A 24650-nucleotide genomic window follows, 5' to 3' on the forward strand; every position below is an offset into this window, starting at 1 on the left:
CAAGCTGGATTGATGATGTGGAAGACTGTCCCCAAGTTTTGCACAGAGTTGTACCCATGAGGTGGATAAGTTGCGCACATGTCCTCTAGGACACGCCTTGAATGTGGATAACTTATTTTTCTGTACACATACAGGGCGACCCGTGTCCGTCCAGTACGGTCGGCGCGTCCCGGTGAATGCCTTGGGTGAAATCCGTCTCTTGGGGCTGCCAAGGACGGTCCTCTTCGTAGAATCGTGGCTATGGCTTCCGACGACTACACCGACTACACCCATCCCGAACAGCGTCCCACCGATCATGCCCAGACCGGCCGTGACATGCTCTTCGATCGGGTGCCCCCGCATGATGACGATGCGGAGATGGCCGTGCTGGGCGGCATGCTCATGAGCAAGGATGCCATCGGCGAGGTCAGCCAGATGATAGACATATCCGACTTCTACCAGCCCAAGCACCAGACCATCTACGAGGCCATCGTCACACTCTTTTCGGCCTCCCAGCCGGTGGATGCGGTCCTGGTGGCCAACGAGCTGCTCAAGTCTGGCGACCTGGAGAAGGTGGGCGGCACCGACTATCTGCACTCCCTGGTGGCCTCGGTCCCGACAGCCGCCAACGCCACCTACTATGCCGAGATCGTCCACCAGCGGGCCATCCTGCGCAATGTGATCGCGGCCGGCACCAAGATCGCCCAGCTGGGCTACTCGGCCGAGGGCTCCCAGGCCGAGGACATCGTCAACCTGGCCCAGGCCGAGGTCTACGAGATGAGCGTGGGCAGGGTCCGTCAGGATTACGAGGCCATCGGGCCGGTCGTCCATGACACCCTGGACCAGCTGGACAAGCTGCAGAACGGCGACATGGAGCGGGGCGTGCCCACCGGCTTCAGGAGCATCGACGACGTGACCCAGGGCCTGCAGCCCGGGCAGATGATCGTGGTGGCCGGCCGCCCCGCCATGGGCAAGTCCACCCTGGGCATCGATTTCGCCCGCGCCGCGGCCCTCCACAACAACATGACCACGGTGGTCTTCTCCCTGGAGATGAGCAAGACCGAGCTGGCCCAGCGCATCATCTCGGCCGAGACCGACATCCCCCTGGTGGCCCTGCGCCGGGCGGATGACATCACCCCCGAGCGCTGGAACACCCTGAACACCTTCTGGAGCAGGCTCCAGGATGCCCCGCTCTTCCTGGACGATTCGCCCAACATGAGCCTGATGGAGATCCGTGCCAAGTGCCGTCGGCTCAAGCAGACCAACGACCTGAAACTGGTGGTCATCGACTACCTGCAGCTGATGACCTCGGGCAAGAGGGTCGAATCCCGCCAGCAGGAGGTCTCCGACTTCTCGCGCGCCCTGAAGCTGCTGGCCAAGGAGCTGGAGGTTCCGGTGGTGGCGTTGAGCCAGCTCAACCGCGGTCCCGAGATGCGCAACGACAAGAAGCCCATGCTCTCCGACCTGCGCGAGTCGGGATCCATCGAGCAGGACGCCGACGTGGTCTTCCTGGTCCACCGACCGGACTTCTACGACAAGGAGGACCGCCCGGGCGAGGCCGACATCATTCTGGCCAAGCACCGCAACGGCCCCACCGACACCTTCAAGCTGGCCTTCCTTGGCGAGAAGTCCAAGTTCAAGGACATGCCCCAGGACTACCAGCAGGGAGGGGTCTGATCATGCGGTCCAGGACTTCCACGGCGCAGCCTGCCGATCAGCCCGGTCGTCCCGGTCGGCGCTGGCGTTCGCTCCTGACCCTTCTGGTCGGCAAGGCGGTACGTCTCGTTTCGCGTCTGTCCCATCATGGCGGTTCGGCCCTGCCTGGCAAGGTGGTCGAGCGGATTGACCCGGGCTTCCTGGCCAGGACTCTGTCGGAGCTGCCCCGTGGCGTGGTTCTGGTCTCGGGGACCAATGGCAAGACCACCACCACCCGGATGGTGGCCTCCATACTGGAGTCCCTGGGGCTCAAGGTCTTCACCAACCCGACCGGGTCCAACTTCACCCGTGGCGTGGTCTCGGCCTTGGTCTCTACATTGGGGCTGTCCGGCCGGCTGCGTGCCGATATTGCCGTCCTGGAGCTGGACGAGGCCTATGCGGTTCACTTTGTGCGACAGGTCAAGCCCCGCTACGCCCTTCTGCTCAATGTCATGCGTGACCAGCTGGACCGGTTTGGGGAAATCGATACTACTGCCCGGCTGCTGGGTCAGGTGGCCCAGGCCACCACGGGCACGGTGGTCCTCAACCGTGAGGATCCACGCATCGCCAGGTTGGCCGCCCAGACGCCGGCCCGGACCGGTGTGGCCTACTTCGGTCTGTCAGACGATCTGCTGAGCTATTTCCCCACCGATGACGACATGCATGCCTCGGATCGGGATGCCCATGGTGCCGGTGCGGACAGTGCTCCCCGCCCGGTCCGCCCCGGTCACCGGCTGCCAGCCGAAGTGACCCTGGAACGGGTCATGGACCACCGGGCCGCCTTCCGCCTGGACGGTCGGCTTCTGGAGACCGATCTGCGTCTGGAGGGCGTCTACAACCTCTACAATGCGGCCGCTGCCCTGACGCTGGTGAGGGTTGTTCTGGAGGACAGGGAGCCTGATGATGCAGCCCTCATGGATGCCCTGTCCAAGGTGACGCCCGCCTTCGGCCGTGGGGAGGTCATTACCTACCAGGGCGCGCCGGTTGAGCTGGTCCTGGTCAAGAACCCCATGGGCTTCCGTCTGGCCCTGTCCTCCTTCGACCCTGCCGGCCAGGACACCATGATCGCCATCCGTGACGAGTATGCGGACGGGCGTGACATGAGCTGGCTCTGGGATGTGGACTTCACCTCGCTCAGGGATACCGGCGTGGCCATGGTCTCCGGCACCCGGGCCTATGACATGGCCCTGCGCCTGGCCTATGACCAGGTGCCCACGGAGGAGATCGAGGCCGACCTGGATCGGGCGCTGACAGCCTTCCTTGAGGTGCACCCAGGCCGACCCAAGCGAATCTACTGCACTTACACCTCCATGCTCCGGCTCCGGTCAGCCCTCGGCAGGATCACGAGCGTGGACGATGCCGGGGTGGGCGCATGAGCGAGCGAACCAAAAGGAGCGCAGGAATGCCGCAGACACGGGATCAGTCCAAGGCCGTGGCAGACCATCCGCCACTGCGGATCATCTCCCTCTATCACCGTGATATGAACATCTACGGGGATTCAGGGAACATACTCAGCGTGACCCGCAGGGCCGAGGTGTACGGGTTCCGTCCCATGGTCCGCTATTACGATCCCGGCGATGCCTGGCCGGAGCGGATCGATATGGTTCTGGGCGGCGGCGGCCAGGACCATGGCCAGGAACGGATCATCGACGACCTGCGGGAGCGGGGCGGTCTTCTGCACGATCTGGCCGACCAGGATGTGCCCATGCTGATGATCTGCGGGCTCTATCAGCTCTTCGGCCATTATTTCGAGACCTCCGACCATGAGCGCCTGGAGGGGGTCGGCATTCTTGACGTGCACACCATTGCCAAGCCCGAGCGGATGATCGGCAACCTGGTGGAGCAGGCAGAGGACTTCGGCAGGGTGGTCGGCTACGAGAACCATTCGGGCCTGACCTACCTGGGTGAGGGGGCCCGTCCCCTGGGCACGGTGACCGAGGATGGCCGCGGCAACAACGGCAAGGACCACACCGAGGGGGCCCGATGGAAGAAAGTCATCGGCACCTATATGCACGGGTCGCTGCTGCCGAAGAACCCGGCCATCACGGACTTCCTTATCGAGGGGGCAGCCGAAAGGCGGTACGGCCAGGGCACCTTCGCCCAGATGAAGACTGCCATGGACCAGAAGAGCCGGAGCGAGCTGGAGCGCCTGGACTCCCTGGCAGATCAGGCCAGCCGTATCGCAGCCTCCAGGCCCAGATGAAGAGTCCCGCACTGATTCTGATCAGCGGACGAAGGCAGTGCCGGGGGAAAGGCGTTGCGGTCCCTCTTGCCATGGTGTCGAATCGGATCGGTCAATGATAACCAGCTAGACTGTAAAGAGAGACGGCCGCTCGTCTCTTGGCGGTCAAAAGAGCCCGGTACTTCAAGGGCGTATGAATGCTGGGAGGCATATCATGTCGGATTTGCATATCGGTGACGGATTGCACAAGGTGCTTCTGGCTGGCATCGGAGCCTTGGCCACAGGCGTGGAGAAGGGCCAGGAGGTCATTGACAACCTGGTCAAGAAGGGCGAACTGACGGTCGAGCAGGGCAAGATTCTCAATACTGAGCTCAAGCGGAACAGACAGAACCCCCCTGCTCCTGCACCTGCCCCTGCTGACAGCGCACCTGCACCGGCTGCTGGCGCGCCCAGGCCTGCGACTCATGTTGCTCCTGATTCCCGCCGTCCCGACCACGAGCCCCTGGCGCCAATGCCGAATCGTCGATCCGGGTCCATCCCCATCACATCCAATGATCCCATTGCGGGTCAGCAGGGCTGAAGGCGGTCGATTACTGTCAGCGTCGGTCGTCTGCGCCGGAATGTCTGCCGCTGGTCGGCCATGCGGATAAAGGACGCAGGTGAGTGGTGAGTATGGATGCCATGAACGGGCATGATGCCCCTGTGCAGACCATCGGCCTCTTCGGGGTCGGTACGGGAGAGCGGCAGGGGGCGGCAGTAAGGATCCGGCACAGGCGTGGCAGGGCCCGTCGACTGGCCGAGATGATCCGCATTGCCAACCGGTTCGACATCATCCATGGTCTGACCCCGGTCACCATGCGTCGATTGTTCGAGGCGCTCGGGCCCACTTTCGTCAAGGTGGGCCAGATTCTTTCCATGCGTTCGGAGATTCTGCCGGAGGCCTTCTGCCGTGAGCTCTCCAAGTTGCGCGCCGACGCGGATCCCATCCCGTATTCCGTGGTGATCAGCACACTGGCCACCGAGTACGGCCGTCCGCTTGACCAGATCTTCTCCTCCATAGATCCTGTTCCCCTGGGGTCGGCTTCCCTGGCGCAGGTGCATCGGGCCCGCCTGATCAGCGGGGAGGACGTGGCTGTCAAGGTCCAGCGCCCAGGGATTCAAGAGACCATGGCCCAGGACATCGACATTCTGCGCAGCATGGTCAAGTGGGCCTCCCGGTTCGTCCGCAGTACCCAGGTGATTGACATCCGTGGGGTTGTCGAGGAGCTCTGGGAGACCTTCCAGTCCGAGGTCGACTTCCAGCAGGAGGCCGCCAATCTGGCTGAATTCAAGGATTTCTGTGGCCCTTACGCTTACATCGACTGTCCGAAGCCCTATCCCGAGCTTTGCACCAGGCATGTGGTGGTGATGGAGTACATCGACGGGATATCCCTCTCACGGCCCGCCCAGCTGGTGGCCCGGGGTTATGACCTGAAGGAGATCGGCACCAAGCTGGTCGACAACTATGCCACCCAGATCATGGACCGGGGCTTCTTCCACGCCGATCCGCACCCCGGCAACATCATCATCCGCGATGGCTGCATAGTGCTGATAGACCTTGGGATGGTCGGCCGCCTGGACAAGGTGACCAAATCGGCCTTGAAGGACATGATTTTTGCGGTGGGCCGCGAGGATTCGCCAGCCCTGGCCCAGGGGTTGCTCCGCTTCGCCGGCACGGGAGAGGCCAGGGCCGAGGACTACCCCTATCTTTTGGCCGACCTGGATGCGGTCGTCCAGCGGTTCGGCAAGCTGGATCTGGCTGATCTGGACATCGCCGAATACGTCAATGCCGTTATGAAGCTGGCCGCGCGGCATGGCATCAAAGTGCCGGGGTCGGTCACCATGGTGGCGCGGTGCCTGGTCACCCTTGAAGGACTCCTGGATGAGTTCCTGCCTGAGGCCAACATCGTGCAGATCATCACCGATCATGTCGCCTACAGTCAGGGCACTGGATCCATCCTCAAGGAGGAGACCCGGAAGCTGGGCATCCAGGGCGACCTGGCCCTGCATGGGCTTTTGGGCGCCCTGGCTGAGTCCCAGACCGCGGCCAAGATGCTTACCCGTGGCCAGCTGCGCGCCAATGTGCAGCTTGTAGGCTCCGAGGAACCCCTGCAGCAGCTGTCCGACATGGTCAACAGGCTGACCATGGCCCTGATTGTCGTCGGCCTCTATGTGGGCTCCTCAATCGTCTACTTCGCCCGCATCAAGCCGGTGGTCTTCGGCATCCCGGTGGTCAGCATGCTGGGATACGTGGTGGCCTTCATTCTTTCGGTCTGGATAGTCCTGGACATCCTGATCAAGCATCGGGCCCTCAAGCGTCGGCGACGCAACGGCGAAGCCTAGGCTGAGAGCCCGTTCAGCCCATATGGGTATAGACACTGTCTGATGCCGAATCAGCCGGCGAAGTCCTCCACGGTTTCAGGGTCCTCATGGTTCATGAAGGCGGATTTGCCGGTGTCCATGGCCCGCAGCCGGTCCATCTCCTGGTCGCTGAGCTGGAAGTCCCAGATGTCGAGGTTCTCGCGCATGCGCTCGCGGTGGGTGGTCTTGGGGATGATGATGACCCCGTCCTGGACCAGGAAGCGCAGGGCCACCTGGGCTGCGGTCCGGCCGTGCGCCTGCCCGATCTCGGTCAGGGTCGGATTGGTGAACATCCCCTGGCGGCCTTCGGCGAAGGGTCCCCAGGACTCGATCCGGGTGCCGTACATGTCCATGTAGGTGCGTTCCTGGGGGCGCTGGTGGAAGACGTGGGTCTCCAGCTGGTTGACGGCCGGGACGATTCTGTTGAACTTGACCAGGTCCACATAGCGGTCGGCATAGAAGTTCGAGACTCCGATGGCCCGCAGAACACCCTGGTCATAGAGATCCTCAAGGGCGTGCCAGGCTGCGTAGTAGTCGTTGAAGGGCTGGTGAAGGAGGACCAGGTCCAGGTGGTCAGTCCCCAGCTTCTTCAAGGACTCCTCGATCGAGGCCTTGGTCTTGTCGTACCCGTAGTTGGTGATCCAGACCTTGGTGGTCAGGAAGACCTGGTCGCGGTCGAGGCCGCTCTGGGCCAGGGCATCTCCGACGGCCTGCTCGTTTCCATAGGCCTGGGCCGTGTCGATGGCCCGGTACCCGGTTTCCAGAGCATCCAGAACCGAGCGGCGGCACTCGTCCAGGTCGGCGATCTGGTAGACGCCGAAGCCCTCCATGGGCATGAGGACGCCGTTGTTGAGCTTGACGGACGGGACGGCAGTGGATGAATCGTTCTGCATGGTATTGTGCTTCTTTCTTGGCAGATTGCTTGACGGAGTTGGTTAAAGGCGGGGCATGCCTCTCTAATCTGCTTGTTCAAGGATAAGGCCTTGAAGCAGCTTGAAGTCAAGCCGGCAAAGCGCGTCCGGCCTCCTGCGATGCTAGCGTGGGTAGTGAAGTAGCTGATGGCTGGAGGCGATGATGGGGTCCAAAGCACGATTGGCCGGCAAGGTCGCACTGGGTCTGGGATTCGGGGTTTTTGGAGCCTGGTGCTGGGCCCTGGCTCCTGGCCTTTCGGTGGTTGCGGGCCGAAGAAAGCCTGTCGGCCTATCCTCGCATCCCTATGCCCACAGGGGTCTGCACGATGCTGGCTCGGGGATGGAGACGACCAATCCCGACGCTGAACAGACCGCCTACTTGCACCGTATTCATGATTGCCTGAAGGTTGCGTCTGTTAAACCCCTAGGTAGGCACGCTTCGGCTCCGGCCAATCCCCATCGGGTGGTGGCGCCCGAAAATTCGCTGGCTGCCTTCGAAGCGGCCTGCAGGGCCGGCTACGGGATTGAGTTGGATGTCCATCTCAGCCGTGATGGCCAGGTGGTGGTCATCCACGATGGAGATCTGCGGCGGGTGGCTGGTGTCAATCGAGCAGTTGCGGACCTGACCTACGATCAGCTGCGGAGGATTCCCCTGTGCCCAAGCCCAGCCCAGGCTTTTGAGTCCGTGGAAGAGATTCCGGGTTCTGCCGACCACGATGGCGGTCCCGAAACGGAGGGAGAGGACGAGAGTCTCGACGATTCTGAAGTGCAGCATGTGCCTCTTCTGTCTGATGTGCTCGCTCTGGTGGATGGCCGGGTGCCCCTGGTCGTCGAGATCAAGATGGACCGGGGCTTGGATCGGGAGCTTATGCACCGCACCGATGCCCTCCTGTCTCAATACCAGGGTCCTTATGTGATTGAGTCCTTCAATGTCCTGGCCCTTGCCTGGTATCGGGTTCACCACCCAGGCGTCACTAGGGGACAACTGGTCGCCCCCTACCACGGTCGCGTAGACACATGTTCCTCGGCTGTGCGCTGGATGGCCGGGTCCCTCCTCTTCAATTGGCTGGGGCGGCCGGACTTCGTGGCCTGCGAGTGGCACAGCGGGCACTCAATGCCCATGCGGCTCTATCGATTCCTGGGTGGGACGCCCATCGCCTGGACCGTCCGTTCCGAGCGCGCGCAGGAGGCGGCCAGCCCGGACTTCGACGGCATCATCTTCGAATCGTATCTGCCCGAGAGCTGAACCAGCTGTACAGGCCTGAGGCCGCAGCAGCCAGGCCTATCGCCCAGAGGGCCATGGTCAGGAAGTAGCCGTAGGGGAGAGGCACGACGCTCATGTCTATCTGGCCGGACAACTGGTGGAAGATGACGGCCAGCACCCCCGCCATGGCCAGGGCTGAAAGCAGGATGGCCGAAAGAGCATCGATTACTGACTCCCAAACCGAGGAGCAGACCAATGTTCCACGTGAAACACCGGCAGCCTGCATTCTCCGATTCTCCTGGCGACGCTCATTGACTGCGATGGCGCATGCCTGGATCAGGAATATGGCCGTCAGGACGATGGCCCCGTTCGCTATCTGGGGCATGGCCCGCTGCACCTTCTGTGACCTTTGGATGTCGGAACGAATGTACTCCTTCTTGGTGCAAGCCTTGATGCCCTTGCTGTCCCATGAAGCGTTGAGCTTACTGATCAAATCGTTTGTCTGGACTCGGGGAGCGGTCCTGACTAAGGTAGTCAACCCACGGTCGTCGGGAGCCAGTTGTGACAGGCTGTCATCCATGATCAGGTACTCGCCTGTCTGCCCTGTCGGTGTCATGTCAACAATGGCGGTGATGGTCAGCGTGTGACGCTTTTCGTTTTTGTCGATTAAGGTCAGCGTGCGTCCGAGGGGATTCTTTTCCTGACTGTGGCCTTTCGATATGGCGACCTTACCTGCTCCCAGGTCTGCAGCCGAGCCTGTGATGAAAGCAGGACTGATCGTGTCAAGCGCCTTGCCGCTTTTGTTGATGTGCATGGCACTGATGAAAGGTGCATCGCTTTTGCTGTCTGTGTTGCCCGCTCTTCTCCAAGATTCTTTGCTGTAGGTGACGGCGGATCCTACATCTGCGGACGAGCGAAGTTGCCGGTCCAAATCCCTGGTGTCTTTGGTATCTGTTGTGACCATGACTTCGGCAGCGACCGGCTTATACCGGCTTATGGCTTCTTGCGCCCAGCTGGACCGTCCCAGGGCTATAAATCCGGTTACGATGACCAGCATCAGTATGATCGGCACTGCTACGGCGGTGGAGCTCCGGTTCTCCTTTCGCGCCCTTTGGCGCGCCAGAAGACCGGCGCCTCGGAAGGCCAGTTGGAAGGGGATGCCGATCAGGTTGGCGCAGGCCGGAACCAGGACAGGAGCCAGGGCGCCGATGATGACCAGCAAACATCCGGTCGAGGCCAGAATCTGGATTTCAATGTCCATGCCATTGAAGCGGTGATAGACCATGGCCAGTCCTCCAGCCAGGCCGGCCAGGGCGATTATCAGGCGAAGAGGACCAATTGACTTGGTCCCCGATCGGTTCTCGGAGTCCTGCAGGGCCTCGATGGGAGAGATCGCGGTAATCCTCCTGGCGGCGAACCAGGTTCCTAAGAGGCCTGCCAGGAGTATCCCAGCGAAAGCGAAGATAATTCCCATGGGGTGTGGATGCGCGCTCATTTCCAGCGCTTCGAGGCCTGAGTTGATCAGGGACTTGGCGAATGCTGGCACCAGCAGGCATCCCGCCAGACTGCCCAGGAGGGCGGCCAAACCTACCGGAATCATGAATTCCAGTAGGGAGATGAATCTCACGGTCCTGGGAGAGGCGCCTGAAAGCCGCATCATGGCATACTCGCGACGACGGCGCTCGATCAGGAACCCCACAGAAGTGATGACGAGGAAGATGGAGACGAACCCACATATGCAGGCGTACCCTATGGATATTTGTGAAGCGCCGTCTTGTAAGGACAGGGTCATAGCGCGATCGTAGGAATTCATTGCGCGTGTATCCGGCATTCCGTCGCCCTTCCGAGCGGCAATGGCTACCTGGACCCAGGCGCTGGTAAGGACCGAAGCGGCCATGACCGCCAGGACCATGACCGTGTAGGAGGACCGATGCTCATGCAGAAAGGATCGCACCAGGGAGGCCAGGCCAGGAGTGCGTACCCTGGTCCGACCTGCGGTTTGCGAGCCGCCCCCACCCATCGGTCCTGAGGCACCGGTTCCTGTGATTGATCTACCTAGGGAAAGGGACTTGCCCTCCATGGTGTGCTCCTTTCTCACCCTTGAATGCTGCTGTTCCTATTGCAACACCGGGCGAAGGCCCACTCAGGGTGTTTTCAGGGTCAGACCAGGGGAGAACCAGGGTGGCAATCAGCGATTAGGCATTCTCGTGCGAAAGGTGAGTGTAAGAGGCAAGAGGATGGAGGGCGGGAGGATTATAGATGTGATGACTGGTTCGCTAAGCTCCATGGCATTGCAGAGTCGGCAGTTTCTATAGCGACGATTTCATACCCGAGCCTATCCTTGCAGACGAGGTAGGAGAGTGAAGCCTGCCTATCTTAGGCAGCATCCGCCGGAAAGGACATTGAACACCGTTGAAAAAAGGACCCGAATCGTGCAGGATTCGGGTCCTTGTCAGGTATGGGGTCCGTGCTCCGTCAGTTCGTCAGGTCAGTCGATGACGCCGTAAAGACGGTCGCCGGCATCGCCCAGGCCGGGCACGATGTAGGCGTGCTCGTTCAGTTTCTGATCGACTGCGCAGACCACCACCTTGAGGTTGATGGAGGGGTCCATCTCCTCCTTGAGGCGGTTTAGGCCCTCAGGAGCGGCCAGAATGTTGATGGAGGTCACGTCCTTGGCCCCGCGCTCGGCCAGGTATTTGGTGGCGGCGATCAGGGTACCGCCGGTGGCCAGCATGGGATCCAGCAGGAAGCACTGACGACCGGAGAGGTCCTCTGGCAGGCGGTTGGCGTAGGTGATGATGTCCAGGGTGTTCTCGTCGCGCTTGAGACCGAGGAATCCGACCTCAGCGGTAGGCAGCAGTCGGGTCATGCCGTCAAGCATGCCCAGTCCGGCGCGCAGGATGGGAACCACCATGGGGCGCGGGGAGCAGAGCTTCTTGCCCACCATGGGAGCGACCGGGGTCTCGATGGGGTGGTCCTCGATGTCCAGATTGCGTGTGGCCTCGTAGGCCTCAAGCATGACCAGTTCGCTGATCAGCTCGCGGAAGGTGTTGGAAGGGGTGTTTTTGTCCCGCAATACGGTCAGCTTGTGCTCGATCAGCGGGTGTTCCAGTACGTGAAGTTCCATACCTCTCAGCGTAGCTCAGCGGGTCGGCTTCTGGTAGCGACCGGCAAGCCATGCTGCCTTCGATTTGGGAATGAAAATGAAAACGCCGAACCATGCAAGCGCCTGTCGGCGCAAACGCCGCTCGCAGCGGCAACAAACGGAGCCCGGGGCTTAGCCATGGTCCGACGCAGTCCCCATTGTAGGGCATGCCGGGGTCTGATCTGTGTTCACGGCGCGCTTACGCTTCCGGCATGAAAGGGTGGCGGATTCTACTCCAGCCGTCCCCGCCGCCAGAGCGATGCGCCCCGCATGAAGTCACGGGCCGTCTGGTTGAGGGAGTTGACAGTGCGTTGTGCCGCGTCGACCTCCTTGGCCTCCTGACCGTCCAGCTGCCGGCTCTGGGCGTCCCGGATCGTGGCTTTGATGCCGCGGGCGATCACGTCACAGAAGGCTCCGGCCCGTTCCAGGGCTACGGCGAAGTCGCCGGTGAAGGCTCCGGAGAGGATGGAGTCGGCGGTTCGGATGATGTCGTCGGCCTCCGGGGCCTGATCCACCCCGGCTATAGCTGATGCGGCAGTGTCGGTGGGTTCGCCCAGCCTCCACAGACGACTGATTCCATCAGCGTCCTTACGCATCCAGCTGCGAAGCATGTAGAGTCGCCAAAGAATGCCGGGCAGAGAGTCGGGGTCGCTGTCGCTCCAGAGCTCGGCTACGACATCCACGCCCTCACGGTCTACCAGGGTCAGAACCCGTTTGACGATGGCTGGATCGGTGCTGTGGTGGACCCGGTCCAAGAGGGAGGCCGCCGAAACATGGCTCATTTCGCTGATCTGCTGGGGGTCCATGCCTCCGGAGAGCTGATCGGCGATGGCCGGGTCCAGCTGGCCTGGGCGTGAGGGCCGGGATGCTCCGGTGCCGGAGGCCACGAATCCTGTGCGGGAGGAGCGGATTGAGGATGAGCCGATTCTGGAGTTGCTGTCAGTAGACAATGGGAGTCACCTTCTGTATGTCGATGATGGTCGGATGATTGGGATTGCCGGTCAGACTGAGGACGATGGCGTTGCCGGTGGGCATGAAGGGGGAGTCGTCGGGCAGCCGTTTGGACAGCGATCCGCTGGAGCAGAGCCCGCGCAGCTTTTCGAAGATACCTCCCAGGACCGGGCGATGCATGCAGATCATGGTGGTCCGGTTGCCTGTCAGCAGGTCGGCCATCTGCCTGTCCAGCCAGCTGTGGGCCTGGTCCGGGCGTCGGTGGTAGGAGGTCTCCGTCAGGCAGGCCACCATCTCCATGGGCAAGCCTACTTCGTCGGCGTAGGGTCGCAATGTCTGCACACAGCGGATCCAGGGGGAGGACAGGAGGCGGTCGGGCGCGAAGCAGGCCAGTTCCCGAGCCAGGGCGTAGGAGGTGCCAGCGCCCTTGGGGGTCAGAGGACGATTTGCATCCTTGCCTGTCCAATCCTTCCGGGCAACTGCCTTGCCGTGGCGGACAATGATCAGCTGACGAGCCCGGATGCCGCCCTGCTCCACCCGGTCCACGAAGGCGTCCAGTATGGTTCTGTCGCTGGGGTGGGTCAACAGTTTGCGGGCTTCGGAGGCTCCGACCCATCGTATCTGGTCGACTTCCCTGGAATCAGGCCGGTGGATGGGCCCCAGCAATGCGCTCTGACCGGCGGCATATTCCGGGTCGGTCGGTGTGGCCATCCAGTAGCAGATATGTTTGAGCCTGCCGCCTTTGCCGCCCCTGCGCCGGCCCTCGTTGTTCAGCGGATATTCGGCATCCTCCAGGTAGGGCCCAAGCCGGACAAGACAGCCCGTCTCCTCACCGACCTCGCGTACGGCCGCCCGCATGTGGGTCTCACGATTTTCCAGTTTGCCCTTTGGCCAGCTCCAGTCGTCGTACTTAGGACGATGGACCAGGCAGAGCTCCAGCTCATCAAGGTCGGATCGGGGACTGGCTCCAGGGGCTGCCCGGCCGTCGTCGCTGAATTTCATCCATCCCTGGAAGTTTGTGCGCCACCGGTAGAGGATGGCTCCGGCTGCCTCGACCGTCCTGCTCATGGCCGGGTGCCATTCCGATTGTCCGCCTTGGCGGCGGACCTGCCGGCCTGGAGGCGCATCATCATCGCCTGGCCCTGGGTGTTCGGGCGTGACGGTCGATCAGATACTCCTGCGAATCGACCAGAGGCCGACCCTGATCATCCCGGCTGTGTCGTACGTAGGTGCCGTCAGGCTGCATGTGCCAGGAGCTTGTGCTGTCGGCCATCTGCAGATCCACGTAGTCGATCAGTCCCTGCACCTGCTCGGGCGCAGTGATGCGGACCAGCGCCTCTACACGGCGGTCCAGGTTGCGGTGCATCAGGTCGGCAGAACCTATCCAGACCTCCGGCCCGGCCAGGGGGCCCTCGCCGATCTGGGGACCCTGGGAGTTGGCGAAGGCGAAGATACGGCTGTGCTCCAGGAACCGTCCCAGGATGGAGTGGACTCGGATATTCTCGCTCAGCCCGGGCACACCTGGCTTCAGGGCGCAGATGCCCCGCTCCACGATGTCGATGCGGACCCCCGCCTGGCTGGCCCGGTAAAGGGCGTCGATGATCTTTTCATCCACCAGGGAGTTGACCTTGATCCGTATCCACGCAGGCTTGCCGCTCAGAGCGGTCTCTTCCTCACGGGCGATTCGCTGCAGCAGCCCCGAGCGTACCGTGCGTGGAGCTACCAGCAGACGGTGGAAGGAGGACTTGGGCGCATAGCCTGACAGCTGGTTGAAGAGCCGGGTCAGGTCCTGCCCCACCACCGGGTCGCAGGTGAGCAGGCCCAGGTCGGTGTACTGGCGGGCGGTCTTTGGGTTGTAGTTGCCGGTGCCCACGTGGCAGTAACGACGCAGGCCGTCCTGCTCCTGACGGACCACCAGGGAGAGCTTGCAGTGGGTCTTGAGCCCCACGATTCCATAGACCACATGGACGCCGGCCCGTTCCAGCTGACGGGCCCAGGCGATATTGGCCTCCTCATCGAACCGGGCCTTGATCTCGACCAGGGCCAGGACCTGCTTGCCGGCGTGCGCGGCATCCACCAGGGCATTGATGATGGGCGAGTTGCCCGAGGTCCGGTAGAGGGTCTGCTTGATGGCCAGCACTCGCGGATCGGCCGCCGCCTGCTCCAGGAAGGCCTGGACCGAGGTGGAGAAGGAGTCATAGGGGTGGTGAAGGAGGATGTCATGCTCGCGGATGGCCGCGAAGATGTCCTGGGCCTGGCTGGATTCCACCTCGGCTATCTGTCGGTTGGTGGTGGGAATGAAGGGGCGGAACTTGAGGTCGGCTCGGTCGATGGACTGCAGCTCGAACAGGACCGTGCAGTCCAAGGGGGCTGGAAGCCGATAGACCTCTTCCTGGTTGACCCGGAGCTTGCTGGCCAGCAGCTGGGAGAGGAAGGGAGAAGCGGAGTCGGAAATCTCCAGGCGGATGGGCGGTCCGAACCGCCGCTGCAGCAGTTCCTTCTCCATGGCGTTGAGCAGGTTTTCGGCGTCGTCCTCCTCCACATCAATGTCTTCGTTGCGGGTGACGCGGAAGGAGCGGGCCTCCTTGATGATCATGCCTGGGAAGAGGTATTCCAAGTGGGCGATGATCAGGTTCTCCATGGTGATGAATCCGTAGCGTTCTTCCCGGCCCTCCTCATCGGTCAGATCGTCCACAGGAACCAGACGGGAGAGGTTGTCGGGAATCTTGACGCGGGCGAAGTGGGTCTTGCCCGAGGTCGGGTTCTCCACCAGGACCGCCAGGTTCAGGGAGTTGCCTGAGATATAGGGGAAGGGATGGGCCGGGTCGACAGCCAGCGGGGTCAGCACCGGAAAGACCTGGTTGCGGAAGAAGTTGGTGAGCCGTTCCTGCTCCTGGCTGCTCAGTTGTGTCCAGCTCAGCAGGATGATGCTTTCGGTGGCCAGATCCGGCAGGATGTGGTCGATGACATAGTGGGCATGCTCGTCCTGAAGCTTGTGCGCCTGCTCGGAGATGGCCCTCAGTTGCTGGCGAGGGCTCATTCCGCTGGCTGCCGTCACAGCGATGCCGGTGTCCACGCGACGCTTCAGACCCGCCACGCGGACCATGAAGAACTCATCGAGATTGCTGGCGAAGATGGCGGCGAAGTTGGCACGCTCCAACAGTGGCACGCTCTCGTCTTCGGCCAGTTCAAGCACGCGTTTGTTGAACTTGAGCCAGCTCAGCTCCCGGTCGAAATAGCGGTCCTCAGGCAAGGGCGAGACCGGGTGATCCGAGTGCCTGGATACATGTCGTGCCTGGCCGTCGGTCTCGGCAATATGCTCCGCGATCTGGCTGCGTAGCAAGGCCTTGGAGGGTGCGTCAAATTTCTGAACCATACCATAGCACTCTATTCGCAGGTGCCGTCCTCTGCAATCGTTGATAAAGCCTGTGGATAAATAGGAACGGCCCCCCGCAGGAGGCCGTTCCCACAAGGTCGGTCCAGATGGAATCTCTGCACAACATCATCGTTGCAACGGTCAAGTCTTATACACCCGTCCAACGTATCGGTCCTAGTGGCCATACACTTTGTGGGCTTCCGTGCTCTCGAACCGTCCTTGTATAAGCTATTATGCCAGGTTCGAGGCCGATGGCAAGCATATTCATCTCGTTGGAGCGCAGAAGGCTACCGGCTTGGTCTTTTGTGCGATTGCGTGCATTGAGGCAGGTCGAATACGCCGATTTTGGAGGAATCTGTCGCTTCCATGTGAGCATCTGTAGCCTTTCATGGATATGGTCTCAAAAATGCTGCAATTGGAGGCGTGTTGCGGTGTTGATGCATTTGTGCACAGAGAGGGCGAAACAATGTGGAAGCATAGGGTCGTTCGACCACATCAGCTCCGGGGGCTGGTGCTGATGCCATGGGGCGGTTGTACTGGTAGCCATGACTGGAACGAGCATAGACAGACCGCCGACGATGATAAAAGGCCGCATGAAAGGGCGGGAACCTGAATGGACTCCTCGCTCTTTTAATGCAGTCGGGTTGACTCCTGAACACCGACCAGGAAGGGTGGCGGGCGGAGATGCCGGCATTGGGCGGAGTGACTCAGAAGCCGAATATGGGTCCGCTGTGACAGGGCTGGTCTTTCTCTCGGCCTCGGGAGGCGTTGGGCTGACGACCATGACGGCCTTGATGGCCAAACAGCTTCGGAACATGGCCCTGTCATGCGCCCTGGTGGATCTGGACCTGGATGGCGGAGGGATGGATGTCCTGGTCGGCATCGAGGGGGCGCCTGGCATGCGGCTGGGGCGGATTCGCGCTCCCCTGGGCCGGGTGGATCCTCAGGCCCTCCGTGAAGAGCTGCCAGTCTGGGATGGCATCCCGCTGCTTAGCAACGATCCCTGGAGTGCTCCGCCACAGGGCTGGTGGGATGTGGACGCAGCCGTCAGCGCGGTGGCTGGATTTGCTGATCTCCTGCTGATTGATGCCGGGCGGGGCCAGGGCCTGGGTAATCTGCGCTCGCTGAAGGGGCAGCCCTCGCTGTTGATGGTGGATATGACCGTGCTGGGCCTTGCGCGGGCGAAGACGCTTCTCCATGCTCTGAACGGCCGCAGAGGTGCTGATGATCGAGCCCAGGACAGTCCATTGGTCTCCTGTAGACCTCCTATGGCTCTGATTGGAATGATGCCCACCCAGCACCGGGTCAGTCATGGCGTCGAACCGGAGCAGGCGGAGGAGTTTCTGGGCCGATCGGTGGATGTGGTCCTCAAACCACAGCCGAAGCTGTCGGCATCCGTTCTGGATGGTCGTGGCCTGGAACGGGTCCCTCGTGCTTACGCCCGGGCCCTTCAACCACTGGTGGAGCGGATCGCAGGGATGATCGTCGTCGGCGAAAGAAAGGAAGAGCCGGTCTCCTCTGGCGGATTGACTCGGTCTGAGGCTGTCAAATGAGCAGGGGAGGTGGGGAAAGCCTTGAAGGTTCATTCCCCGATGACGATTCGGTTCAGCCGCCTACGTTCGGCTACTTGGATGGGCTGGTGAGCGATCCTGCGGTGACTGATATCGCGGTGACCGGGCAGGGCGATGTCTGGATTGACCGGGGCTCGGGCATGGAGGAGGTTCTGCTTCGGCCCGGGTTTACAGGACCTCGAGCTGTAAGGGACTTTGCTGTGCAGTTATGTGCTCAGCTGGGGCGTCGCCTGGATGATGCTCGTCCCATGGCTGATGCTTCCAGCAGGGAGGGGATCAGAGTCCACGCCGTGCTGGCCCCGCTTGTCCCCGAGGGCGCCGCCATTTCCATCAGACTGCCCAACAGACACCCGCCCGGCCTGGAGGAGCTGGCTGCTGCCGGACTGTGTCCCGCCAGCTGGCTCTTCATCCTTCGGGCGCTGGTGGTCAATCGGGCCAGCATTCTGGTGACCGGTGGCACGGGTGCCGGCAAGACCACGCTCCTGCGGGCCTTGCTGGGCATGTGTCCACAGGAGCAGCGGCTGGTTGTTGTGGAGGAAGTCCGTGAGCTTGGTCGTATCGCCGGCCACAGGAATACGGTTTCCCTGGCTGTAAGAGAGTCCAACGTTGAAGGTGCAGGGGGCGTGGGGCTGGTCGACCTGGTCAAGGCCACACTGCGCATGCGGCCCGATCGGATAATCCTGGGTGAGTGCCGGGGTGAGGAGATAGCTGATTTGTTGCGGGCTTTCAATTCTGGTCATCGGGGCGGCATGGCGACTCTTCATGCCGACAGTGTGGAACGCGTTCCCGCGAGACTGGCAACCCTGGGGTTGCTAGCGGGGCTGCAGCCGAGGGCGTTGGCGGCCCTGGCGCAGGGAGCGTTTGACGCTGTTATCCATCTGGAGCGTTCCGGCGGCCATAGGCATATCGCTCAGATTGGCCGACTGACAACGGCCGCCGACGGTCGGCTTCTTGGGGAGGCTGTCTGTACCTGGACGGGCCGAGGGACCGCTACTTATGGAACGGCTTGGTCGAGGTTTGCCAGGCGGTGGGGCATTGTGACCAGCGCCTCGGCGAGCGATCCCTAGTTGAGGTGGATTATGAATGACGAGATTGCAGCCTGGCTGGCTGCGATGATGACGACTGTTGCCTGTCTGGCCCTGCTTGCGCATAGCGGCGATGCAGCTACAAGACTGAAGGCCATGTCTGTCAGGCCCTCCGCACAGTCGGACCGGCCCGGTATGGCGGTGCTGATCACTTCCCTGCTTGCCTATGTCGACAATGGAGGAGGTCTGGTAGAGGCTTTCGAGGAGGCATCCGGGCGACGTTTCGCCACCCGGGAGGTCACGCCGGAACGTGTCATGGCCATGTTGGAGAACCGATGCCTGCCCCAGGAACGGGGGCTGACTCTGACGATTATGGCCCAGGCTCTGATGGCCTGCTATGGGCTCAGCGCCATCCTGGGTTGCCGGGCTTCGGATGGGCTGCGGACCGTGGCAGCCATGCAGAGGCGGCGGGCGGCACTGGATGAGGCCCGGGAAAAAGCCTTTGCTGTGCCCAAGGCCACGATTCGTCTCCTGTCGACTCTGCCAGCGTTGACAATCATCATGGGAGAGTTCATGGGTGCGCGACCACTGGCCTTCCTATGCCGCCCAGGTCCGGGAACTCTCTGCCTGATCCTTGGAGCGGCCTTCTATGTTCTTGGTCTGGTTTGGATGCATCTGCTGATGAACGAGCTGGGCAGGGAGGATCTATGGATCTGAAACCGCTGATTGTTGCTCTGTCGACCATAATGGCCCTTCTGCTTATGGAATTCGACGGCTCGAGTGAGCGATTAGTCGATGAGCAGGTCTCCCCGCCGCCCTTGAGCCTGGTGCTGGCCCTGCTGGGAGTCGCTGTTCGTCAGGGGGCCTCCCTGCCCAGGGCCCTGGGTGTGGTTGGCGGGCTGCTGCCAGGTCCTTATGGGCATCGATTGGTTCGCGTGGCTCACCTGCTCGGGCATGGCAACGGATGGGATCTGTCCTGGTCGGGAGCGACTGGCGATCCTGACTACGGGCAGTCCATGCAGGTCCTGGCTGACTGTCTGGAGCCGTCCTGGCGTTTGGGATCATCGCCTTTAACACGTATCGAGACGACCATGCGCCAGCTGGATCACCGTGCCCGCAGCGTGCTGGCCCGGGCCACGGCGACGATCACCGTCAGGCTTCTGGTGCCGACAGGGCTGTGCATTCTGCCGGCCTTCGTGCTGATCGGAGTCATTCCCTGTATTGCGGCTTTTGCGGGTGGGATGTCCTGAGGGTATGGAGCTCTTGCGGGCACAGTTGTCCACAGGCTGGCGGTCAAAGCTCCGCTCGTCCACATGTATCTGACAAGTCGACCGAAGCGGACAGGAACGGGCACAGTGAAAGGTACCGGATGCCGATTCCCTGAGGAACGGCCATTCGCCGGGGCGGGGAAGACAAGGAAAGGCAAAGGTGAGAACGATGACATATTCACAGGAGGTTGCGACGGTCTTCCATCTGCAGAACAGGCAGGCAGGAGGTCAGTTGGTGCCGGCTGCGACATGGCCTGCTGCAGGTGCCGGATCCGGGTTGTTGCAAAGAATAAGGCAGCGTTCCAACCGGTACATGACGGCTTTGTACGTTCGCATCAGCCAGGCTGTGGATTCTGGAGTGCGCGCCCTGCATGCGCGGCTGAGCGTGGTGCTGGCCAGGCCTGAATCGGGGGCTATCACTGCTGAATATGCCGTGATCATGGTGGTGGCCGCCACGCTGGCCGGTGTACTGTTGGCCATCGTCAAATCCTCTTCCACACGCACTTTGCTGATGGGACTGGTGAAGAAGGCACTCAGTGCCGTCGGCTGAAAGACGGTCCGAGCGGAGACGATGGTGGCGATCCGATAACGGTACGGTGACAGCCGAGTTCGCCATCGTTCTTCCCGCTGTCATGGTTCTGGCTCTCATACTGCTGACGCTGACCCAGACAATCAGGGTCGGCATGGTCTGTCAGGATGCAGCCAACGCGGCTGCCAGAGACCTGATCGTCACCCAGGGCAAGGGCGATTCCCAGGAGCTGGTGAACAGGATGGCCGGGCCACATGCCCAGGTGAGGTTGAGTCCATCAGCCGGACAGACGGCAGTCAGGGTGTCATGCCCAGTGGTTTCCGGCCCCATGGGCGTGCTGCCTGCACAGGTCCATGGCGACGCCGTAGCCATATTGGAGGAATGAGTCATGCCCGAATATGCCAGAAAGACGCGCGTCGAGCGTGCTGGTTCATGGATTAGGGGTTCGGATCCGGGCTCCGGCACGGTTCTGGGCATCATGCTGATGGCCCTGGTTGGCCTGGGTCTGGTTCTGGCGGCGCTGCTGGGCAATCTCATGATCTGTCGGACGCGTGCACGCACCGGCGCCGATGTTTCGGCTCTGGCTGCAGCTTCTGCCTTGGATGAAGGACAGACGAAGCCCTGTACTCAGGCTTCCCGGGTCGCCCATCTCAACCGTGGGGTCATGACGGACTGTCAGGTGGATGGCGGCGATGTGAGGGTCTCGGTGAGCGTAGACACCGGAGTCCCGATGATACCCCGTCTGGTCCAGTCTGCCCGGGCAGGCCCCGAGCCCTGCGGATGAGAGGAGGAAGCGGGGCGAAAGCCCTAGGAAGGAAAGTGAACGTGTCTAAAGAAATGGATAGCCTTGAACCATGGCACTAGCACTCTATCGGCGGTATCGGCCTGACACTTTTGACGGAATCATCGGTCAGAAGCAGGTCACGGTGCCCCTTACCCGAGCTCTGGATGAGAACCGGCTGACCCATGCCTACCTCTTCTCCGGCCCCAGGGGATGCGGCAAGACCAGCAGTGCCAGGATTTTTGCCCGCTGCGTCAACTGCGCCAAGGGGCCGACCAGCCATCCCTGCGGCGTATGCGACAGCTGCAGGGATCTGGCCACAGGAGGCCCTGGTTCCATCGATGTGGTGGAGATTGACGCCGCCAGCCACAATGGAGTTGACGATGCTAGGGAACTCAGGGAGCGAGCAGGCTTCGCCCCCGTGCGTGACCGCTACAAGATCTTCATTCTGGACGAGGCTCATATGGTCACCCAGCAAGGATTCAACGCCCTGCTGAAGATCGTCGAGGAGCCGCCGGAACATGTCATGTTCATCTTCGCCACCACAGAGCCGGAAAAGGTGATTGGCACCATCCGCTCCCGCACCCACCATTACCCCTTCCGTCTGGTGCCCCAGGAAGTCATGGGGCCCTACCTGGAGGGGATTTGCGACAAGGAGGGCATTAAGGCCGAGCCTGGTGTGCTCAAGCTGGCCATGCGGGCCGGAGGCGGATCGGTGCGTGACACCCTTTCCGTGCTGGACCAGCTCATGGTAGGCGCTGACGAGCACACCATCACCTATGATGCGGCCGTAGCTCTGCTGGGGTTCACTCCTGCCGAGCTGATCGGCGAAGCTGTGGACGCGCTGATCGCCCACGATGGGGCTGGCCTCTACGGGGTCATTCAAAAGGTGGTCGTCGGCGGGTTCGAGCCCCAGCGCTTCGTTGAGGATCTGCTGGCCCATGTCCGCGACCTGCTGGTTCTCAAACTGGCTGGAGAACGGGCTGAAAGCGTGCTTAGCGAGGATGCTGACGACGACCAGGTGGCCGATCTACATCGTCAGGCGAATGCTTTGGATCTGCAGGTCCTGACCAGAATGGCCGACATCATCAATGATGCGCTGGCGGGAATGAACGGGGCCACCTCGCCCAGGATGCGCTTGGAGCTGCTGGCCGCCAGGCTGCTGGCAATTGGCTGCGAACCTATGGAGCAGGCACCGGCCGAAGCGGCAGCTTCCAGCGCTGGTGCAGCCCCGTCGCCCGCCCGCGGCGGGTTCATTGGCGCCAGCAGGTCTCAGCAGAATGGTCGGCCGTCCAGAGCATCCCAATCTGGTCGTACTGACGGGGCTGAACGCCCCGAACAGCCTGACAGGGCAGGCTCGCCGTCTGCTGCAGCACCCGCTACATTTGCCGGGCCGCAGAACATGGCCGGTTCCCATTCCGATTCCTCTGCTCAAGGACAGCAAGAGGGCGAAGGACGGCCCACCCATTCCGGCTCAGGGTCTGCCCAATCCGAGCACAAGGAAGTCCCCTCCTCGGCGACTCGACAGCCGACGGGGCAGACCGGATCACCCAATCCTGTCCAGCCCGCCCGGTCTGTTGAACAGCCTCGGTCAGCCCAACGGGAGGCTACGCAAGGGCAGACAAACGAGGTGCCGACCGGTACGGAACTGGATAAGCGTTGGGATGCCCTGGTGGCTGCCCTGCCGGATGAGGTACGCCAGTATGTGGTGCGGGATCGGGTGCCTACTGTGGCCATGCAAGCAGACCCTTCCGGTCGCAAGCGACTGTCTATGACCTTCGACCGTCCACTCAGCCAGCATGCCTTCGCCATGGCCGTGGCTGCGCAGTCGGTTGACGGGGAGACCAAAGTTCCGCGTATCGTCATGGTCCGCGCTCGACAGGAGTTTGGACAGAACACCATGATCGCCCCATCGGGGACGGCTGCCAACGGCGAGACGGTAGAATCCGTCAACAGGATGTCTCCGCAGCGTCGGGCAGAGGTCAAGAAGGAGGTGGCTCTGGCGCGGGCCGGCTTGGCCACCATGAACCTTGGAGCGGCGGTCATGCCTCATGCAGCCACGGAGCAGGGGCATGCCCCTAGGGAGATGACGGCCTCGGCTAGTCATCAGGGTGAGACCGGAACATCGGCATCAGCGTCGGAGGGAAGGTCCACCCCTGGGGAAGCGGCAGGCGACGGGAACTCCGACGACGCCCACCACCCGGTCGGCGGTCCGGTCCAATCGTCTCCGGAACCGCTGCCGGCGGCAGGCTTTGGCTCAACGGCTTCTACGGTGTTGCCTGACGATGATCCCTGGGCCCACCCCATGCCAGCGACTCATGCGCCGCAAAAGACTTGGCAGCCCGGTGAGGGCAACGACGGATCCGATGGGCGGAAAGACCATGAGCCCAAAAAGGTAGCTCTGCCGGACATGAGCGATGACACGGATCCTTGGGCTGTGCCTGATTCCGGGACCAGTGCCGCAGCCTCTGCAGAGTCCTCCAACAGTCAGGACCGTGAAGCTTCGGATCAGGGGCTTGAAGTTTCGAAGTCGGTTGATTCATCCGGTCAGGGAAGCGCCTCGGGTGTAGCCTCGGCTCCGGTATTGGGGACCGAATCGGTTTCCGATGAAGGGGCCATGGCGACTGGCGTATCAATTTCGTCGGACCTGCAGAGCGACGAGCACAGTTCCGATGCAGTCGGTGGCCCGGATGGTCCTCAGGCAATGGCAGATACATCCGGATCTGATGACAGGAAGATGCCAGTAGGCTTCGCTAGTTCAGCCTCTGGCGGTTCTGGCCAGGATGGAGCGTCGTCTGCCTCAATCTCCTCCCAGATCTCGAGGCCTTCCGTGGATCCCGAGGACGATGTCTATTCCATGGACGATGCCAGGCTCGGGGCGGACAATGCCATGAACCAGGATGAGCTGACCAAATTGTTTGATGTGACCAAGGTGGAGGATTTTGCCGCTGACGACCCACAGAATCCGATCAATGTCCAAAAGCGCCGGCAGGAACAGGCGCAGCGACAGGGAGGTGAATGATGGCTGCTACCTATGATGGAGCCATTCAAGAGCTGATCGATGCCTTTGCCCAACTGCCGGGCATTGGTCCCAAGGGGGCACAGCGCATCGCCTTCTACATTCTGGGAGCCGATCGGCGCAGCGCTCAGGATCTGGCCGATGCCATCGTCGCGGCCAAGGAGAAGGTTCGGTTTTGCGAGATTTGCGGCAATGTTTGCGAGACCAGCCCATGCCCCATCTGTCAGGATCCGCGACGTGACCGTAGCATTATTTGCGTAGTCGAGGAGCCCAAGGACGTCATGAGCATTGAACGTACCGGAGAATACCGGGGCCTATATCATGTGCTGGGCGGGGCCATCGACCCTATGTCCAACGTCGGGCCGGGCGATCTGCGCATTCCCGAGCTCTTGAAGCGGTTGGGCACCGACCAGGTCAAGGAGGTCATGCTGGCCCTGGATCCCAACATCGAAGGTGAGGCCACCACCACCTACCTGGGACGGCTGCTTGGTCCGCTGGATCTGCGGGTCACCAGGCTGGCCAGCGGTCTGCCTGTCGGCAGTGATCTGGAATATGCTGACGAGATCACCCTTGGCCGGGCGATTTCCGGCCGTCGCGATCTGTAAGGCCTGCAG

The 24650-nt window shown here is 61.9% G+C and carries 21 protein-coding genes; 15 read left to right on the top strand and 6 right to left on the bottom strand.

Going from position 1 to position 24650, the window contains the following annotated elements:
• Positions 1-315 precede the first annotated feature (315 nt).
• The 5 genes from dnaB (at position 316) to H3V04_RS07345 (ending at position 6238) form a co-directional block, all read left to right on the top strand.
• Positions 316-1656 (top strand): replicative DNA helicase, encoded by a 1341-nt coding sequence (dnaB, locus tag H3V04_RS07325; RefSeq protein WP_198188027.1) that lies wholly within the window; start codon positions 316-318, stop codon positions 1654-1656.
• The gene (locus H3V04_RS07330) at positions 1656-3050 is read left to right on the top strand and encodes a MurT ligase domain-containing protein (RefSeq protein WP_373564716.1); all 1395 of its coding nucleotides are present in this window, start codon (positions 1656-1658) and stop codon (positions 3048-3050) included. The genes dnaB and H3V04_RS07330 overlap by 1 nt, the downstream gene beginning before the upstream one ends.
• A gap of 26 nt (positions 3051-3076) precedes the next feature.
• A complete protein-coding gene (locus tag H3V04_RS07335) occupies positions 3077-3877 on the top strand; it encodes a type 1 glutamine amidotransferase (protein ID WP_198187813.1) in 801 nt (266 codons plus the stop codon).
• A 193-nt stretch (positions 3878-4070) separates the two neighbouring features.
• Positions 4071-4436, top strand: coding sequence for a phasin family protein (locus H3V04_RS07340; protein WP_110417742.1), 366 nt, complete (start codon positions 4071-4073; stop codon positions 4434-4436).
• Between the two features lie 92 nt (positions 4437-4528).
• Positions 4529-6238: an AarF/ABC1/UbiB kinase family protein gene (locus H3V04_RS07345; RefSeq protein WP_198188031.1), complete on the top strand. Its 1710-nt coding sequence runs from the start codon at positions 4529-4531 to the stop codon at positions 6236-6238.
• 50 nt (positions 6239-6288) lie between these two features.
• Here the strand turns inward: H3V04_RS07345 and H3V04_RS07350 are convergent, their stop codons facing one another.
• Entirely contained in the window at positions 6289-7149 is an 861-nt protein-coding gene (locus H3V04_RS07350) for an aldo/keto reductase (RefSeq protein WP_198187815.1), read from the bottom strand.
• A gap of 178 nt (positions 7150-7327) precedes the next feature.
• Here H3V04_RS07350 and H3V04_RS07355 point away from each other — a divergent pair, with 178 nt between their 5' ends.
• A complete protein-coding gene (locus tag H3V04_RS07355; protein ID WP_198187817.1) occupies positions 7328-8413 on the top strand; it encodes a glycerophosphodiester phosphodiesterase family protein in 1086 nt (361 codons plus the stop codon).
• On the opposite strand, the gene H3V04_RS07360 is transcribed toward H3V04_RS07355, so the two are convergent.
• The 5 genes from H3V04_RS07360 to H3V04_RS07380 all read right to left on the bottom strand — a co-directional run bounded on the left by H3V04_RS07360 (position 8382) and on the right by H3V04_RS07380 (position 15843).
• A complete protein-coding gene (locus H3V04_RS07360; RefSeq protein WP_198187819.1) occupies positions 8382-10469 on the bottom strand; it encodes an ABC transporter permease in 2088 nt (695 codons plus the stop codon). The two genes, H3V04_RS07355 and H3V04_RS07360, sit on opposite strands and share 32 nt — an antisense overlap.
• Before the next feature lie 390 nt (positions 10470-10859).
• Positions 10860-11498, bottom strand: a complete 639-nt coding sequence (gene upp / locus H3V04_RS07365; protein ID WP_015022561.1) for a uracil phosphoribosyltransferase — start codon at positions 11496-11498, stop codon at positions 10860-10862.
• Between the two features lie 248 nt (positions 11499-11746).
• Positions 11747-12442, bottom strand: a complete 696-nt coding sequence (locus tag H3V04_RS07370; RefSeq protein ID WP_198177611.1) for a thymidine phosphorylase — start codon at positions 12440-12442, stop codon at positions 11747-11749.
• A 13-nt stretch (positions 12443-12455) separates the two neighbouring features.
• Positions 12456-13535, bottom strand: coding sequence for an NUDIX domain-containing protein (locus H3V04_RS07375; protein ID WP_198187821.1), 1080 nt, complete (start codon positions 13533-13535; stop codon positions 12456-12458).
• A 61-nt stretch (positions 13536-13596) separates the two neighbouring features.
• The gene (locus tag H3V04_RS07380) at positions 13597-15843 is read right to left on the bottom strand and encodes an RNA degradosome polyphosphate kinase (protein ID WP_198177172.1); all 2247 of its coding nucleotides are present in this window, start codon (positions 15841-15843) and stop codon (positions 13597-13599) included.
• Positions 15844-16514: 671 nt separating this feature from the next.
• Here H3V04_RS07380 and H3V04_RS07385 point away from each other — a divergent pair.
• The 9 genes from H3V04_RS07385 (at position 16515) to recR (ending at position 24641) form a co-directional block, all read left to right on the top strand.
• The gene (locus H3V04_RS07385; RefSeq protein ID WP_198187823.1) at positions 16515-17396 is read left to right on the top strand and encodes an ATPase; all 882 of its coding nucleotides are present in this window, start codon (positions 16515-16517) and stop codon (positions 17394-17396) included.
• Positions 17393-18481, top strand: a complete 1089-nt coding sequence (locus tag H3V04_RS07390; RefSeq protein ID WP_198187825.1) for a CpaF family protein — start codon at positions 17393-17395, stop codon at positions 18479-18481. Before H3V04_RS07385 ends, H3V04_RS07390 begins: the two co-directional genes overlap by 4 nt.
• 12 nt (positions 18482-18493) lie before the next feature.
• Positions 18494-19156, top strand: a complete 663-nt coding sequence (locus tag H3V04_RS07395; protein WP_198187827.1) for a pilus assembly protein — start codon at positions 18494-18496, stop codon at positions 19154-19156.
• Entirely contained in the window at positions 19147-19689 is a 543-nt protein-coding gene (locus H3V04_RS07400) for a type II secretion system F family protein (protein ID WP_198187829.1), read from the top strand. Before H3V04_RS07395 ends, H3V04_RS07400 begins: the two co-directional genes overlap by 10 nt.
• A gap of 187 nt (positions 19690-19876) precedes the next feature.
• Positions 19877-20257: a DUF4244 domain-containing protein gene (locus H3V04_RS10180; RefSeq protein WP_232342624.1), complete on the top strand. Its 381-nt coding sequence runs from the start codon at positions 19877-19879 to the stop codon at positions 20255-20257.
• Positions 20258-20303: 46 nt separating this feature from the next.
• Positions 20304-20621, top strand: a complete 318-nt coding sequence (locus H3V04_RS07410) for a TadE family protein (RefSeq protein WP_052690793.1) — start codon at positions 20304-20306, stop codon at positions 20619-20621.
• Between the two features lie 3 nt (positions 20622-20624).
• On the top strand, positions 20625-21020 hold the full coding sequence (locus H3V04_RS07415) for an Rv3654c family TadE-like protein (RefSeq protein WP_198187831.1): 396 nt from the start codon (positions 20625-20627) through the stop codon (positions 21018-21020).
• 70 nt (positions 21021-21090) lie between these two features.
• Entirely contained in the window at positions 21091-24039 is a 2949-nt protein-coding gene (gene dnaX, locus H3V04_RS07420; RefSeq protein WP_198187833.1) for a DNA polymerase III subunit gamma/tau, read from the top strand.
• A complete protein-coding gene (gene recR / locus H3V04_RS07425) occupies positions 24039-24641 on the top strand; it encodes a recombination mediator RecR (RefSeq protein WP_015022549.1) in 603 nt (200 codons plus the stop codon). Before dnaX ends, recR begins: the two co-directional genes overlap by 1 nt.
• The last annotated feature ends 9 nt before the right edge of the window (positions 24642-24650 follow it).

This window comes from Bifidobacterium sp. M0353, from assembly GCF_016100645.1.
Taxonomy (GTDB): Bacteria; Actinomycetota; Actinomycetes; order Actinomycetales; family Bifidobacteriaceae; genus Bombiscardovia; species Bombiscardovia choladohabitans.